This window comes from Lonepinella sp. MS14436 (assembly GCF_042470565.1).
Lineage (GTDB): Bacteria > Pseudomonadota > Gammaproteobacteria > Enterobacterales > Pasteurellaceae > Lonepinella.
This window is the reverse complement of sequence record NZ_CP170385.1, coordinates 1,434,941-1,448,219: the sequence shown is the minus strand read 5'-3', so window position 1 is coordinate 1,448,219 and position 13,279 is coordinate 1,434,941. Positions and strand designations below refer to the sequence as shown.

21 protein-coding genes are annotated in these 13,279 nt (G+C 39.0%); 13 read left to right on the top strand and 8 right to left on the bottom strand.

All coding sequences use genetic code 11. From position 1 onward, the window contains the following. Window positions 1-378: 378 nt before the first annotated feature. From O1Q81_RS07000 to O1Q81_RS06990, 3 genes are read right to left on the bottom strand one after another with little or no spacing between them, the layout of a single operon-like run. Window positions 379-1,149: a DUF1828 domain-containing protein gene (locus O1Q81_RS07000; RefSeq protein WP_386696739.1), complete on the bottom strand. Its 771-nt coding sequence runs from the start codon at window positions 1,147-1,149 to the stop codon at window positions 379-381. After that, window positions 1,146-1,688, bottom strand: coding sequence for a hypothetical protein (locus O1Q81_RS06995; RefSeq protein WP_386696738.1), 543 nt, complete (start codon window positions 1,686-1,688; stop codon window positions 1,146-1,148). The genes O1Q81_RS07000 and O1Q81_RS06995 overlap by 4 nt, the downstream gene beginning before the upstream one ends. A gap of 7 nt (window positions 1,689-1,695) precedes the next feature. Next, window positions 1,696-2,358 carry a helix-turn-helix domain-containing protein gene (locus O1Q81_RS06990; RefSeq protein ID WP_386696736.1) on the bottom strand — a complete coding sequence of 221 codons (663 nt, stop codon included), beginning with the start codon at window positions 2,356-2,358 and terminating at the stop codon, window positions 1,696-1,698. A gap of 129 nt (window positions 2,359-2,487) precedes the next feature. Here O1Q81_RS06990 and O1Q81_RS06985 point away from each other — a divergent pair, with 129 nt between their 5' ends. From O1Q81_RS06985 to O1Q81_RS06955, 7 genes are all read left to right on the top strand, one after another. Beyond that, window positions 2,488-2,694, top strand: coding sequence for a helix-turn-helix transcriptional regulator (locus tag O1Q81_RS06985; protein ID WP_386696735.1), 207 nt, complete (start codon window positions 2,488-2,490; stop codon window positions 2,692-2,694). A 20-nt stretch (window positions 2,695-2,714) separates the two neighbouring features. After that, window positions 2,715-2,966 carry a CII family transcriptional regulator gene (locus O1Q81_RS06980; RefSeq protein WP_386696733.1) on the top strand — a complete coding sequence of 84 codons (252 nt, stop codon included), beginning with the start codon at window positions 2,715-2,717 and terminating at the stop codon, window positions 2,964-2,966. Between the two features lie 53 nt (window positions 2,967-3,019). Next, complete coding sequence (locus O1Q81_RS06975) at window positions 3,020-3,853, top strand: HNH endonuclease (protein WP_207905233.1); 834 nt, start codon at window positions 3,020-3,022, stop codon at window positions 3,851-3,853. Beyond that, entirely contained in the window at window positions 3,843-4,676 is an 834-nt protein-coding gene (locus O1Q81_RS06970) for a helix-turn-helix domain-containing protein (RefSeq protein WP_386696731.1), read from the top strand. Before O1Q81_RS06975 ends, O1Q81_RS06970 begins: the two co-directional genes overlap by 11 nt. After that, entirely contained in the window at window positions 4,673-6,055 is a 1,383-nt protein-coding gene (locus O1Q81_RS06965) for a replicative DNA helicase (protein ID WP_386696729.1), read from the top strand. The genes O1Q81_RS06970 and O1Q81_RS06965 overlap by 4 nt, the downstream gene beginning before the upstream one ends. 1 nt (window position 6,056) lies before the next feature. Further along, window positions 6,057-6,623 (top strand): DNA N-6-adenine-methyltransferase, encoded by a 567-nt coding sequence (locus tag O1Q81_RS06960; protein WP_386696727.1) that lies wholly within the window; start codon window positions 6,057-6,059, stop codon window positions 6,621-6,623. A gap of 72 nt (window positions 6,624-6,695) precedes the next feature. Beyond that, complete coding sequence (locus O1Q81_RS06955) at window positions 6,696-7,109, top strand: recombination protein NinB (RefSeq protein ID WP_386696725.1); 414 nt, start codon at window positions 6,696-6,698, stop codon at window positions 7,107-7,109. Window positions 7,110-7,140: 31 nt separating this feature from the next. Here the strand turns inward: O1Q81_RS06955 and O1Q81_RS06950 are convergent, their stop codons facing one another. Next, the gene (locus tag O1Q81_RS06950; RefSeq protein WP_386696723.1) at window positions 7,141-7,860 is read right to left on the bottom strand and encodes a P22AR C-terminal domain-containing protein; all 720 of its coding nucleotides are present in this window, start codon (window positions 7,858-7,860) and stop codon (window positions 7,141-7,143) included. Window positions 7,861-8,023: 163 nt separating this feature from the next. Then, window positions 8,024-9,013 (bottom strand): IS30 family transposase, encoded by a 990-nt coding sequence (locus O1Q81_RS06945; RefSeq protein ID WP_386696591.1) that lies wholly within the window; start codon window positions 9,011-9,013, stop codon window positions 8,024-8,026. Between the two features lie 334 nt (window positions 9,014-9,347). Between O1Q81_RS06945 and O1Q81_RS06940 the strand changes: the two genes are divergently transcribed. Together O1Q81_RS06940 and O1Q81_RS06935 are read left to right on the top strand one after the other, a co-directional pair. Beyond that, window positions 9,348-9,914 carry a recombination protein NinG gene (locus O1Q81_RS06940; protein ID WP_386696721.1) on the top strand — a complete coding sequence of 189 codons (567 nt, stop codon included), beginning with the start codon at window positions 9,348-9,350 and terminating at the stop codon, window positions 9,912-9,914. Further along, a complete protein-coding gene (locus O1Q81_RS06935) occupies window positions 9,911-10,288 on the top strand; it encodes an antitermination protein (protein ID WP_153985975.1) in 378 nt (125 codons plus the stop codon). Before O1Q81_RS06940 ends, O1Q81_RS06935 begins: the two co-directional genes overlap by 4 nt. On the opposite strand, the gene O1Q81_RS06930 is transcribed toward O1Q81_RS06935, so the two are convergent. From O1Q81_RS06930 to O1Q81_RS06920, 3 genes are all read right to left on the bottom strand, one after another. Further along, on the bottom strand, window positions 10,285-10,578 hold the full coding sequence (locus O1Q81_RS06930; protein ID WP_386696718.1) for an addiction module antidote protein: 294 nt from the start codon (window positions 10,576-10,578) through the stop codon (window positions 10,285-10,287). The two genes, O1Q81_RS06935 and O1Q81_RS06930, sit on opposite strands and share 4 nt — an antisense overlap. A 1-nt stretch (window position 10,579) precedes the next feature. Beyond that, the gene (locus tag O1Q81_RS06925; protein WP_386696717.1) at window positions 10,580-10,882 is read right to left on the bottom strand and encodes a type II toxin-antitoxin system RelE/ParE family toxin; all 303 of its coding nucleotides are present in this window, start codon (window positions 10,880-10,882) and stop codon (window positions 10,580-10,582) included. 322 nt (window positions 10,883-11,204) lie between these two features. Then, window positions 11,205-11,783 carry a hypothetical protein gene (locus tag O1Q81_RS06920; protein WP_386696715.1) on the bottom strand — a complete coding sequence of 193 codons (579 nt, stop codon included), beginning with the start codon at window positions 11,781-11,783 and terminating at the stop codon, window positions 11,205-11,207. Between the two features lie 102 nt (window positions 11,784-11,885). Between O1Q81_RS06920 and O1Q81_RS06915 the strand changes: the two genes are divergently transcribed. From O1Q81_RS06915 to O1Q81_RS06900, 4 genes are read left to right on the top strand one after another with little or no spacing between them, the layout of a single operon-like run. Next, window positions 11,886-12,134, top strand: coding sequence for a hypothetical protein (locus O1Q81_RS06915; protein ID WP_386696713.1), 249 nt, complete (start codon window positions 11,886-11,888; stop codon window positions 12,132-12,134). Continuing rightward, on the top strand, window positions 12,127-12,657 hold the full coding sequence (locus tag O1Q81_RS06910) for a lysozyme (protein WP_386696711.1): 531 nt from the start codon (window positions 12,127-12,129) through the stop codon (window positions 12,655-12,657). The genes O1Q81_RS06915 and O1Q81_RS06910 overlap by 8 nt, the downstream gene beginning before the upstream one ends. After that, complete coding sequence (locus tag O1Q81_RS06905; protein WP_386696710.1) at window positions 12,654-12,989, top strand: DUF2570 family protein; 336 nt, start codon at window positions 12,654-12,656, stop codon at window positions 12,987-12,989. The genes O1Q81_RS06910 and O1Q81_RS06905 overlap by 4 nt, the downstream gene beginning before the upstream one ends. Further along, complete coding sequence (locus O1Q81_RS06900) at window positions 12,961-13,176, top strand: lytic protein Rz1 (protein ID WP_386696708.1); 216 nt, start codon at window positions 12,961-12,963, stop codon at window positions 13,174-13,176. The genes O1Q81_RS06905 and O1Q81_RS06900 overlap by 29 nt, the downstream gene beginning before the upstream one ends. The last annotated feature ends 103 nt before the right edge of the window (window positions 13,177-13,279 follow it).

Below are 13,279 nucleotides of genomic sequence, written 5' to 3'. Positions count from 1 at the left end.
AATAGCAAGTTTTGATTAAATTGTTAAAGAGCAATCCACTTTATTTTACTTAGTGTGTTTTGTTTTGATGTGGTTATTATCACTCAATGTGATTTAAATGTAAATAACAATTTGTGATATTTTTATTAAAATAATTTCATTTTGTGTTTATTTTATTGATTTTCAAAGAAATAAATTTTTAATAAATATGTTTGATTGCTTATTTTTTGAGCAGTTGATGAGATAAAAAGAAAAAGTGCGGTGGATTTTTGAGAGAATTTTGAACAAATGAACTCGTTCACTGAACAAATGAACGCTTGACAATTTGCTTTGTTATAGAATTAGGATAGAAAATCCAGTTATTTTAGATAAAGAAAAACCGCCGTAGGGCGGTTTGGATTATGCTGCGAGCTTGTTTAACCAAATATTCTGTTTTTGATAAGGCAATACTTGAGCTTGTGTGTTAAAGAGTAGCACGAGATTATTAAGCTGATCCCCCACATTGTGATCGTCAATAATGACAAATTGCTGAGTGTTTTGAGTCTTGTTTGCAGGATCGGTTAAATCAGTCATTTTACCTAATACGCTATACGCACTATTCCAGTTTCCTTGAGCCTTTACACTGACAGTGAAAATTTGTTTATTAGGTTTGTTTGATCCTTGTAGCAAAATGGGTACATTCACAATGTGACCACTTAGCCCTGTAAATTTATTGTCAAAGGTAAGCTGTTGACTAAAATCATCTTTCTTTTGACGAAATAAGCCTTTCACTTCTTTTTCAAATTTATCTTCAGGCAAGCTAAACCAATCTGATGCTATTCCACCTACAATGATTGAACCTTGTATCACTTTTTGTAACTGATGACCAAGCATAGCTAAATTGCTTATACTGTTGATTTCTGCCCGTTGATTTAGTTCAATTCCCCTGTATGATAAATTTTGCTTAATGTGATTGAAACGTTTTTGAGAAAGCAACACGCCACGACTTTCTATATTCATCAGGGTTTTTGCATCATCGGTAATTAAAAATTTATCATCATCTAATTGTTCAATATACACGCCAATAACATCACCATCATCTTGGAAAAATGGCGTATTAATTCTTACCAATCCGCTTGATAACGGTTGGCAATCATAGCCTAAATGCGATAAAACACTATTGCATATCATAAACCTAGCTCCATTTGTCCGTCATTGCTGTAAATCGGGTGAGGTATTTTTCCAGTATAGGAACAATTAAACTGTTCTAAAAAATACTCCGAAAAAAAGAAAAAGTCATCTGTTTTTTCAATCTTTTTTTCTATAGGGTAACCCGTTTCTTGGTTGTGTTTTTCGTGTAATAAGTGATAGTGACAGCCGTCAATGCGTGTTGGTGGTACGGGTAACACATCTGTAAACATATTATTGTGAGCGATATTTTGCCCTTGATCTACGGCAAATAATCGGCGGTTTTTATACATTGCCATAAAATTCATTTCAGGGATTAAGCCTGTTCTTCTTGCAGGACGATATTGCCATTGTAATTTTAAATGGGTAATAGGGAGTTGATTTTCATCAAAAACAGGTAAAGCCAATTTTAACCAAGCAGGCTCTGGCTGATTAAATTGCTTTTTACTCCATATAGCATTACTGAAATTAACAATCTTTTCTTGTTGCATAATATTATCAATTTCCCATTGTGGAATGATTAATTCATTAATACTTGCCATGTTTTCCCTACCGTTTCCGACGATAAATCCGATGCTCAACCATAGTTCCCACAATACGAATATCCTGTTTTAATGTGGTGAGTTTGTCGTAGTCGGGGTTTAGGGCGACTAGTTCAAAGTGTTGATTGCCGTATTCGTTGTAGTCTTGTAGTGGGCGGTATTTCTTGAAAGTGGCTTCATATTCGCCATTTTTGGCAACCACAAATTCCCCCGCATGCGGTTTCACTTTTGGGTCAACGATAATGGTATCGCCCTCAATAAAATCTGGCTCCATGCTGTCGCCTTTGATTTTTAGGGCAAAGGCGTTTTCTGATACATCTAAATCGGTGAGAATATATTCAAAGTCTTCGCTGTCTTGCATTAAATTCACTTCTGTCCACATGCCTGCTTGAACGTAGCTGATTAAGGGGACTTTGTTTGATTTTAAAATTACTGGGGTAATGTTATCGGCGGTAAATGCTAAATCCGCAGGACTAATACCTAAAGCCTTGGCAATAATTCTGATGTCATCTAGGCTTGGTTCTCTTGCGTTGGTTTCGTAATTTCCTATACGTGATTGTCCCCAAGCTCGATCTCTGCTATCTATTTCACCACATTTCTTGGCAAAATCAACTTGGTTTAGTCCGAGTTGGTTTCTAAATTCTTTGATTTTCTCACCTAAAGTTTTCATATTTCTACTCCTTTCAAATTTAATCAATATATCACTCTTTGTCATATCTAACTAATTTCAAAAAGTGATTGCTATTAATCACCTAATGTGATTTAATATAAGGCGGATTAATCACACTAAGGGTTTAAAATGAACAATCTTGCTAAAGCAAGGGAAAGCGTTGGATTAACTCAATATCAGCTAGGTGAAGCGGTAGGACGGACGCAAAACAGTATTTCCTATTATGAATTAGGAATGCGTAAACCGTCTTTATTCACCGCTAGACAGATTGTAAAAAAATTAAATGAGCTAGGTGCTGATGTGTCGTTAGACGATATTTTCCCTGCTGAAATCTAATTTACCGAAAGGCAAACGCAATGGCACGCAATGAATTAACCAAAAATGCAAGAACGATTGCGGATTTAATTTATCGCAAGGCGAGTGCGGTTCCGCATAACCAATTAGCAAGACTGATCGGCATTAGCGAATCGCAGTTTAGCCGTACTTTTTCCAATAATGTGGAAATGGTGGCGATGATTATTGATGAGTTGGATATTGCATTAGCAGACCAAGAAGAAATGAACGCTTTACGAGTATTGGCTCGTAAGGCGTTGGAATGTGAGAAATAAAAAACCACCGTTGGGCGGTGGTTAGTTACTTAATCCATAAAGGAGTAATAAATATGGGTAGATTATCCACTAAAAAAAACAAAAAGGCAAGTGAAATGCCGATAAAAGACGTAAAAACTGCTAGAAAACCATTATCTAAGAAAATCCGTTTTGAGATTTTTAAAAGAGATGGTTTTAAATGTCAGTACTGCGGTAAGTCTGCACCTGATGTGGTTTTACACGTCGATCATATAAATCCTGTCAGCAAGGGCGGATCTGATGATTTGATGAATTTGATTACATCTTGTTCAGATTGCAATTTAGGTAAAAAGGATATTTTACTAACGGATAATTCCGTTATTGAAAAGCAAAGAAAACAATTACAAGAGCTGAATGAAAAACGCGAGCAACTTGAAATGATGCTGCAATGGCGAGAAAGCCTCGCCAATTTAGATCAAGATCTTGTTATGGTTATTACAAAGAAAGTAAACGAATTAATAGAACCCCATGAAGTTAATGTGAATGGGGAAAAAACGATTAAATCATGGTTGAAGAAATTCTCTCTTGAAGAAATTTTGAACGCCATTGATTCCGCATTTGAGAGTGTTTTTGGATTCGGAAAAGATAAATCTCATGAAGAAAAAAGCAATGATTTTTTTAATTTAATTCCGAAGATTTGTAGTGTTAATCGCATGCCTGAAATTGACAGAGAACTTTGTTACATTCGAGGGATTTTGAAAAACCGAATGTATGTAAATTTTGGTTATGTCATGCAACTTATGAAAAAAGCGACTTCTCTTGGTTTTGACGTAGAAGAACTAAAGGAATTTGCAAAAACAGCGAGAAATTGGACTACGTTTAAAACAACGTTGGAAACTTTTATTCAGGAGAATGAAAATGAGTTCTAAACTACTTGGTCATGTATGGGATTTAGATCTTCCCGACTCAACAACAAAATTAATCCTTTTACGCCTTGCGGATAATGCGAATGATGAAACTGGAGAATGTTTCCCGTCTTTAGCCTATTTACAAGATAAATGTTCCATTAAATCTAAAACAACGATAAGACTGGCGTTAACAAAATTACAAGAATTAGGATTTATTTTGGTCATTAAACGCAAAAAAGAGAGTGGCATAAATACTTCAAATTTGTATAAATTAAACATGGAAAAAATTCTGACTAAAACCAAAATCACTAAAAATTCAAGTGTTAAATCAAGTGGGTCAGAAACTGTACCCTATGGGTCAGAAACTGTACCCTTAGATGGGTCAGAATCTGTACCCAGAACCAATAACTCTTTTGAACCAATAATTAACCAATCAGTTAATAATCCCCCCTTACCCCCAAAAGGGGAATCTGCTAACGCAGAACATGAAAGCCAACCGTTGGTTGAAAATAAATCTTTGCCTAAAAATAAAAATCTTAGCGTGGATTACACAGAAATTATGAACGAGTTTAATGATTGTGTGGAAGATACACCGATCTCACAAGTCCGTGTGCTGAGCGATAAGCGAAAACGACAGATATATAGCCTTGCCAAACTGCTCAAGCAGGAATTTGGCACTTGTGACGTGAAGACGTTTAGAAATTATTTTGATGATTTCCTGCGACAGGTTAGTGCCAGAAAAGACCGATTTTATTTCGGTGGTGGTAAGACTGGCTGGGTAGCCAATTTCGATTATTTGATGCGTGCTGAAACATTCACTAAAACCCTTGAGGATTCGCTATGACAAACCCTAAACCTAAAAATATTCAATCCGTGACCTACGAAGTGGAATTTAGCGTTGTCGGGTCGTTGTTGAGTGGTGGCTTAACTGCGGTAGCTCGTGATGTGTTGACGTGGATGAAACCCGAAATGTTCGATACGTTCAATTTGGGCGTGATTTACAGTGCGATCCAACGTCAAGCGTTACAAGACAATGTGATTGATATTGTGTTGCTGAATAGCGATTACGGTCAGGATATTGCGATGCTGGCAGATATTTTACGTAAAACCATTAGCTCGGCAAATTTGAGCGGGTATGCGGAAAAAATGCGGTTGTTTTATCAACGCCGAGAAGCTCAAAAAATCTTTTTATCTGTGGCGAGTGAGCTAAATAACGCCCGTGATGAGCAGTTGGATAATATCACCATGAAAGGCTTGTCAACGTTAACGCAATTACTCACTCGTGACGGCAAGGTTGCTCCCGTGTCCATGGAGAGATTGATTGACGGTTATGTGGATTTAATCGAAAAACGCTCACAGCCAACCTACAAAAATCAGTTGTTATTTACGGGTGTAAAAGACTTAGACGATAAACTCGGTGGCATCGGTGAAACGGATATTTGCATTGTGGCAGGACGTGCGGGTAATGGTAAAACCGAAACGGCGATTACATTCACTAAAAATATTTTAGCACAAGGCGAATCAGTATTATTTTTCTCGTTGGAAATGAGCCGTGAGCAGATTATGGATCGGCTAGTTGCCAGTGTTAGTGGGGTGAGTTCTGCTAAATTGCGTAATCCTGTATGGATGAGTGATACGGATTATTCGGTTATGGGTGCCGCCATTACCCAATTACAAGACAAACCATTTTTTATCGTGGATAAGAGCGGTTTAACGGTGGACGATATTATCGGGATTGCAGAAAGCCATATCCAACAACACGGCAAGCCAAAAGCCATTGTGATTGATTATATCGGGTTAATTCGTCATGGCAAATTAGACGGCAAAATTAACCGCACTTATCAAATTGGCGAAACCATGGAACGATTGAAAACATTCTGCAAAGACCAGCATTGCCCGATTATTTTGTTAGCTCAATTAAATCGTAATGCTGACAGTTCACGCCCAACTAATGCGGATTTACGTGATAGTGGCAGCCTTGAACAAGATGCGAGTCAAATCATTATGGTACATAACAAACGCAACAAAGAAACGAATGAACCTAGCCAATATACCGAATGGATCGTGACAAAAAATCGTTTTGGCTCTGGTGGTACGGTGTATATGGAATTTCAGCAAGGGCGATTTGTAGAATGTGATCAACGTATAGCACAGGAAGAATTAGCGGAGAAGCCAGCAAAAGGCAAAGGCTTTAAGAAAGATTATGCAGCAGGAGCAAATTAAGATGACAGAACAACAAAAATTCAATAAAGATGAATGGCAAACGCCAGAATATTTTTTTAACTGGTTAGAGCATCGTTATGCGTGGTTTCATTTGGACGGTTGTGCGAACGGTAAAAACGCACTTTGTCCTGAATGGATTGGTCCAGACGGTCGATTCCCTGACTTTTTAGCGGATGATTTATTAGATAAATTGCTTGATGTTGTTGTGGATAAGGGTGAATTGTTACGGATTTTTGTTAATCCTCCTTACTCTGATGTTACGCCATTCTTAAAACAAGCCAAGAAATTACGAAATGCGGGACATTTAGTGGTGTTCTTGCTGAATAACGATAAATCTACGCAATGGTATCAACAGCACATACACAACGTGGCGAATGAAGTGATTGATATTATGGGCGGTCGTTTGGCGTTTATTCACCCTGTGACGGGTGAGGAAGTGAAAGGCAATAGCAAGGGTCAAATGGTGGTCGTGTTTGATCCGTGGGTAGATGATTTTGTACAGCGTTCAGTGAGTTTGGACTTTGTTAAAAAGTGCGGTGGTTTTAATGACGGAACAAGCAAAATTTGACCCTAAAATTCACCGCTGTCCAAAGTGCGGTGGTGAATTGGAAGATTTGGGTTTTGAGTATCGGGAAGATTAATGGCTAACCAACAATATTTTCTACGTTCTGAGCAAGTGCGGTCAAATGCGATTGAGTTTATTCGATCTTTGCCTATTGATGATAAAAAGCCGTCAGTGGTGCAGATTAAGCCGATTACTCGTAACCTTGAGCAGAATGCCAAGTTTCACGCAATGTGCCAAGACGTGGCGAATCAGTGCGAATTTCACGGTAGAAAGCTCAGTATGGAGCAATGGAAAGTGTTGTTTATTTCTGCTCACGCACAAGCCACTAAACAGGGCTTTGAGATTGTGGCAGGGTTAGAGGGGGAATTTGTGAATATTCGGGAAAGTTCAGCACAAATGAGCGTTAGCCGTATGGCGAGTTTGATTGAATATCTGACGAGTTGGGGCGTTGAAAATGGCGTGCGGTTTAATGATTGGAAGTGGCTATAAAAAACCGCACCGAAGTGCGGTTGATTTAGGGTTAGTTTTGGGGCAAAGCGTAGTTTTTAACTGGTCTTGGGGTTTGATTTGATAGGCGTACCGCATTGGCGATACCTTTTACTTTGAACTCTCTTAGGGTTTTGAGAGCGTTGTATTTAAAAGGTTCGTCAATCGGATCGACTTCTAAATCTTCTAGCATTGGTTCAAGAATCCGTTTCATTAGCCCTAAATTGTTGACGTATTCGTGAGCGTGTGTATAAGCCGTTACGGCGAAAGTAGAGCCGATAGCTCGCAATGGTTCTTCTAAGTCTGAGAGTAGATTTAGGGTGTTATACAAGGCGAACCAGTGAGCGGCAAATTGCAACCATTCGCTTTCGGTTAATGCTCGATAAAGCAATGGTTCAGGTTTGGGGGTTGGCAGTGCAGGTTGTTTGGGTTGAGATTCCATTTGATTTAAGAATACTTGTAGCACAGTTAAATGAAATTTGGAACTTACCCAAGCAGCATAGGCGATAACGAGTTCTTTACAGACCCAGTAGCCACGAATTGTTAAATCTGTTCCACCACGAATAATTTTACTAGCCACCAAATTTGGTGTTTGGCTATTTATCTCGGTAATAAGATCTTTTGTCTGTTCATTACGCATAAAGCGGAATGGTGAATGTTTATCTTCAGCACCACTTGCACGATGAAGATCGTTTAGAGAATAAAGATTATCAATAGTACGAATTGAAGTGTTGAGAATGGTTAAATGTGACATAAGAAATCCTTGTAATTTTTTGAGTAATAAACCCTACGAAATAGGGTGATCGAGTGGCTCAAAAGCCTACAAGAAGCTGGACGTATTCCCCTTTCGGGTATTGTATTAGTCGCCCACTCGATCATAGATTAAATTGTTTTACCATTTTTTAGATCTTGAATTGTCAAACTAAGTGCAACACTTTATCAAAATAAATCTCATAAGGTGTCCGCCAACTTAAACATTTGCGAGGTCGGTAGTTTAATTTATCGACACCGGCTTGTATTTCATCATCGCTCCACAGGTTGAAGTCCTGCTGTTTCGGGAAATATTCCCTTAACAACCCATTCGTATTTTCGTTTGTTCCCCGTTGCCAAGGTTGGTGCGGTAACGGAAAATAAAAGGGAACTTTCAATACTTCCGTTACCTGATGATGCCTTGCAAATTCTTTTCCCCTGTCGGGCGTAATCGTCATAACGGGTTGATTATTCAAGGCTTCTATTATCGCCGCACTCACCAAATCCGCTTTCTTCTCGGCGACTTTCCTGCAGATGAGAAAGCGGCTCTGTCTGTCCGCCAAAGTCACGCAGCAGGCACCACCGGACACGCCGAGCACGGTATCCGCTTCCCAATCGCCAATCCGTGAACGTTCGTTGGCTTCTTTGGGTCGTTCGGTTAAATGATGGCTAATCGGGATTTTGCCACGACGTTCTTCATGGACTTTCGTATGCCGTGTTTTTCCACGATGTCTGAGTTTTCGCACCGCCCCTCTTGCGCCATGAGATAACCCTTTCTCATCAAATAATCCCGCATAGATACCCCGATAAATCGTATTGTGACTGATTGAATACTCACTGTTTTCCAGCTTCAGACGGTGTTGTATTTGTTCAGGCGACCATTGCTGTGCTAAGAATTTATCTCTCACCAATTCAAAGAGTTTGGCATTATCCAGTTTACGCTTTGGGTGACAATTTTCACGCCGAGCCTGATAACAGTGCATTGCCTGGAAAGCCGAATAGCTATCCAAAGCATTATTTCGCATGAGTTCTCGTGAAATCGTCGATTTATGGCGACCCAAAATGGTGGCGATTTCAGTCAGAGAATGACCTTGAGCGTGCAAAACCATTATCTTTTCTCGTTCGGTTAGGGTAAGATGTTTGTATGAAGTGTTCATTTTTCTCAATGTTTATTTTGTTGTGGTAACTCAATAATACATTAAGTTGATGAACACTTCTTTTTTATGTGTTGCAGTTAGATTGTAAATTCAAGATATAAAAAAACCGCAAAGGATTTCGGTTGCGGATTACCGCTTGTAAGGTTTTGAGACCTGTTAAAAAGAGTAAACGAAAAAATTATGGGTGTCAATAGGGGAGATGAAAAAGTGTGATTGAAGATCGTTTTCGATCTTCGTTCTTTAATTGTTTTAAAAGTACAGATCTGTACCTTTAAATATTTGCTTTCAATTCCAGAGACCAAATTCGATCTTTGGAACTTTATTAAGGGAAAAAATGAAAAAAGTGCGGTGTAAAAAATGCAAGATTTGCGGACTGGAATTTGTGCCACGCAGTAGCTTTGCAAAAGTCTGTTCGGTGGCTTGTGCGATGCAGTTTGCCAAGGAGCAAGCAGAGAAAGAAAAAATCAAACAACAGAAAGCACGAGATAAAGCAGAACGAGCCAAGATTAAGCAAGTTCGAGAGAATTTAAAAAGCCGTGCGGATTGGTTGAAAGATTTGCAGAAAGTCTTCAATCAATTTATTCGGTTGAGAGATAAGGATTTACCTTGTATTTCGTGCGGTCGGTTTCATCAAGGGCAATGGCACGCTGGGCATTATCGTACCACGAAAGCCGCCCCTGAATTGCGGTTTAATGAAAACAATTGCCATAAGCAATGTCAGCCTTGCAATACGCATTTGAGTGGGAATATTACGGAATATCGGATTAATTTGATTCGGAAAATTGGGTTAGAGCGTGTGGAATGGTTGGAAAGAAAAGACCATAAGCCGTTGAAGTTAAGCATTGATGAGATTAAGGATTTGATTAAGGTTTATAAGGCGAAGTGCAAGGAGTTGATGTGATTTATTTGCGAATTGATATTAGTGATATTTTATGGGTATGGGCAAGACGATGGGGGAGTTTTAAAGGGATTAAAGGATACCCGAATTTGCAGTCTTTTATACGTGATGGAAAACTTGTTCAAGCACGCTATGCGATTTCAGATTTATCCGATGATATGTATTTGCGGATTGATAGTGCGTTAGATATTTTAAGGCAGCAAAATTTAGAGGCTTATCAAGTCTTAATGGCAATTTATTTACAAGGGCAGGATAAGCGGAATGTTTGTTTAGAAATGGCATTACGCCCCTCTACGTTTGACAATCTGTTGCGAACAGCGAAAGACTTTATGAGTGGGGCGATGTTTGGCAGTGGTGCGATTCAAGTTATTTTTTAAGACACTGCCAACTTAGGGGATATAGAGATGTTTAACCCGAGTGCAGCGATGATTTTTAAAATCGTATCAAAACGTGGTTTTTCGCTGGAAAGGGTTTTATATAGGCTTTCTCTGCCGATACCAGATTTTTCCGCAAGTTCTGACATACCCTTGGCTCTTGCTACGGTGTTTAAGGCTTGTACAAATTCTTCTGGTGAGCCTTCTCCTAATGCCATGGCAAGATAAGCCGCCATCATTTCTTCGTTTTTGAGATAACGTGCTGCATCAAATTCTCTGGTTTTAATTGTCATTTTATAGCTCCTGTTTGAGTTGTTGCCAAAGTTGTTTGGCTTTGTCTATATCTTTGGTTTGGGTCGATTTGTCACCACCGTTGGTGAGTATGTAGGTGATTTCACCTTTGCGAGCGTAATATATTCGGTAGCCCTTGCCTTTAGTGATTCGCATTTCATAGACACCATCACCAACGGATTTGTGATCGCCAAAATTCCCTTGTTTCGCTCTTTCAATACGTGAAACAATCGCCACAACAGCCATTTGGTCGGTGAGATTATCAAGCCATTCTGAGAATATTTCGGTTTCTTCAATGATATACATGGTTGCTCCGTTAAGTGATAATATATTGTATAGTTTTGGATACATTAAAGCAAGTAAAAAATAATCTGTTTAATTGCTCAAAAAATGATTGACAACTTGAGTTGAAAGTAGTACATTTCAATTACAGTGCGGTTTCGTACATTTAAAACGCACGAAAGGAATTTACAGCCCTGAGCAGCAATGCTTAGGGCTTTTGTTTTTGGGGGATTAGCTCAAGGGATAGAGCAGTGGAATTCTAATCCATTGGTTATAGGTTCGAATCCAAATGGGAGTACCAATTCACAGCTTAGTTGATTAACTAGGCTTTTTATTTTTGGGGTGGTTATGATGAAACAGCAAGATATTGAGTTAAAAACCGATGTAGTAAATCAAGAAAAATCTCAAGGTCTTGGTAATGAGGACTACCAGCCTGAAAGTATAGCAAGATGCGTTCTTCGCTTCCAAAGTAAGAATATGGACGATAACTCCAAAAAACAGCTTGATGAACTGTATCAAATGCTTGCTCAGGCACGCTAAAATCCAGTGCAAGTTGTTGGCGGTTTTTATGTAAAAATTCAATGAATTTTTCATCTATCATTTGAATGAAATTGAGATTTTTAGCGATTAATGGATCTCTGAAAGAAAATTCTAAATAGCAGTACGATGCTTCATTTTCTGTATAATTTGCCCAGTAACCACAACCTAAGCTGATGTAAGGGCTAGTGGAGCTATTTAAATCTATTAATAGTTTTTTAAGCATTGGTGAATATTTAATCTCGGGGATATTTTCTATCATTTCTGGTTGAGTAATTAAATCTAATCCGCCAACGTTAGGGGCAGGTGTATCAGAATCAGAAATACTTTCACTTGGCTGATAGGGAAAGTAATAAAAGCTATCGTTAATTTCATCTAATTGAATCATATTAAATCTCTGTTATTTTGTCGTGTGGAAACGCTATCTTAACAGAACTTACCGCTCACTGTAACAGGTGAGCTTTTTATTGCCCTTTAAAGGGGGTAGGGTATGAATAACATGTTTAAGGACGCAGGAAATCAAAGTATATTTTGGGGCGGTTTTTCGGCATTTTGGGCGATGTACACAGTGCAGGAATGGTTAGCTCTTTTAGGGCTTGCTATTGGTGTTATCAGTGGTTTAGTAAATTTATGTGCCAAACACCAAGAAAGCGTAGCACGTGAACACGATGAGCGGCGTAAGCAGGAAATGCACGAATTGAAAATGCAACAGTTAAGACGGGGGTTGCGTGATGAGTAAATTACAGAAAACCGCTATTGTTTGTTCCGTGATGTCTGTGATAGGTGTTGTGCTATCCAATTATGGCGATCACATGCGAACAACCAAGGCAGGATTAGAGATTATAGGTAATGCGGAGGGTTGCAGACGTGACCCGTATTATTGCCCTGCTAGAGTGCTAACAGTTGGCATTGGTTCAACGGAAGCAAGCGGTGAGAAAATCGAGCCGAACAAACGTTACACTGATAAAGAAATCGCCGATCGTTGGGCGAAAGATATTTTAAATGCCGAGCAGTGCGTTAATCGTTATGGTAATGGCTCACAAATGCCACAAGGTGCATTTGAATCAATGGTATCTATTACCTTTAATGTAGGCTGTAGCAAGATGCAAAGTTCGACATTGTTTCGGTTAGCTAATCAAGGTTACTCCGCCAAAATGTGCGATGAGTTTCGTAAGTGGGTTTATGCTGGTGGCAAAAAACTCAATGGATTAGTGACGAGGCGAGAGAAAGAACGAGAACTTTGTTTAAGAGGTGGAAAATGACCGCATTTTTTAACAAAATCTATCTGGCTATAGCTTTACTGATTTTGGGCTTGTGTGGTTGGATTTGGGTTCAATCACAGAAGATAGATAGCTTAAATGCCAAAAACCAAGCACAAGCCCAATTAATCGCCATGCAAAGTAAAACCATAAGCCAGCTCAAAGATGAAGTTGAGCAGAATCGCCAGTTGACGCTAGAAGTTACCAAGCAAGAAAGCGAGTTAAGAGAGAAAGCCGATGAAGTCATTAAATATATCCCTGCCAAAGCAAAAAGCAGTGACGCTTATAATGCTGTCGCTCCTGATAATGTTATTGAGTTCTTGCAGCAGCAATGAGCCGCAGGTTTGTAGTTGTCCGCAAATCCCAGCTATTTTAACCGCACATTTAGATAAGAGTTCGTTCAAAGGCAAAACCTACGGCGATGTAACCGAATATGCGGTGATATTAAAGCGTGAGCGTGATATGTGCTTAAATCGGGTTGATAAAATTCGGGAATGGCAGGCTGAGCAGGCTAGTAAATAAGAAAATTATTTTAAAAAGGTACTCCTGACGGGGTACCCCATTCCACGGGGTTGCAACATCGCGGTTTTTGGCAGTTTTTTGAGTTTCTAGGCATCATCATCTT

Coding starts and splice junctions, on each gene's coding strand:
- O1Q81_RS06980 (WP_386696733.1), top strand. CDS start 2,715: ATGGCACGCAATGAATTAACCAAAAATGCAAGAACGATTGCGGATTTA.
- O1Q81_RS06975 (WP_207905233.1), top strand. CDS start 3,020: ATGGGTAGATTATCCACTAAAAAAAACAAAAAGGCAAGTGAAATGCCG.
- O1Q81_RS06960 (WP_386696727.1), top strand. CDS start 6,057: ATGACAGAACAACAAAAATTCAATAAAGATGAATGGCAAACGCCAGAA.
- O1Q81_RS06910 (WP_386696711.1), top strand. CDS start 12,127: ATGAGTAAATTACAGAAAACCGCTATTGTTTGTTCCGTGATGTCTGTG.
- O1Q81_RS06925 (WP_386696717.1), bottom strand. CDS start 10,882: ATGTATATCATTGAAGAAACCGAAATATTCTCAGAATGGCTTGATAAT.
- O1Q81_RS07000 (WP_386696739.1), bottom strand. CDS start 1,149: ATGATATGCAATAGTGTTTTATCGCATTTAGGCTATGATTGCCAACCG.
- O1Q81_RS06945 (WP_386696591.1), bottom strand. CDS start 9,013: ATGAACACTTCATACAAACATCTTACCCTAACCGAACGAGAAAAGATA.
- O1Q81_RS06970 (WP_386696731.1), top strand. CDS start 3,843: ATGAGTTCTAAACTACTTGGTCATGTATGGGATTTAGATCTTCCCGAC.
- O1Q81_RS06995 (WP_386696738.1), bottom strand. CDS start 1,688: ATGGCAAGTATTAATGAATTAATCATTCCACAATGGGAAATTGATAAT.
- O1Q81_RS06990 (WP_386696736.1), bottom strand. CDS start 2,358: ATGAAAACTTTAGGTGAGAAAATCAAAGAATTTAGAAACCAACTCGGA.
- O1Q81_RS06940 (WP_386696721.1), top strand. CDS start 9,348: ATGAAAAAAGTGCGGTGTAAAAAATGCAAGATTTGCGGACTGGAATTT.
- O1Q81_RS06920 (WP_386696715.1), bottom strand. CDS start 11,783: ATGATTCAATTAGATGAAATTAACGATAGCTTTTATTACTTTCCCTAT.
- O1Q81_RS06985 (WP_386696735.1), top strand. CDS start 2,488: ATGAACAATCTTGCTAAAGCAAGGGAAAGCGTTGGATTAACTCAATAT.
- O1Q81_RS06930 (WP_386696718.1), bottom strand. CDS start 10,578: ATGACAATTAAAACCAGAGAATTTGATGCAGCACGTTATCTCAAAAAC.
- O1Q81_RS06900 (WP_386696708.1), top strand. CDS start 12,961: ATGTTATTGAGTTCTTGCAGCAGCAATGAGCCGCAGGTTTGTAGTTGT.
- O1Q81_RS06965 (WP_386696729.1), top strand. CDS start 4,673: ATGACAAACCCTAAACCTAAAAATATTCAATCCGTGACCTACGAAGTG.
- O1Q81_RS06955 (WP_386696725.1), top strand. CDS start 6,696: ATGGCTAACCAACAATATTTTCTACGTTCTGAGCAAGTGCGGTCAAAT.
- O1Q81_RS06915 (WP_386696713.1), top strand. CDS start 11,886: ATGAATAACATGTTTAAGGACGCAGGAAATCAAAGTATATTTTGGGGC.
- O1Q81_RS06950 (WP_386696723.1), bottom strand. CDS start 7,860: ATGTCACATTTAACCATTCTCAACACTTCAATTCGTACTATTGATAAT.
- O1Q81_RS06905 (WP_386696710.1), top strand. CDS start 12,654: ATGACCGCATTTTTTAACAAAATCTATCTGGCTATAGCTTTACTGATT.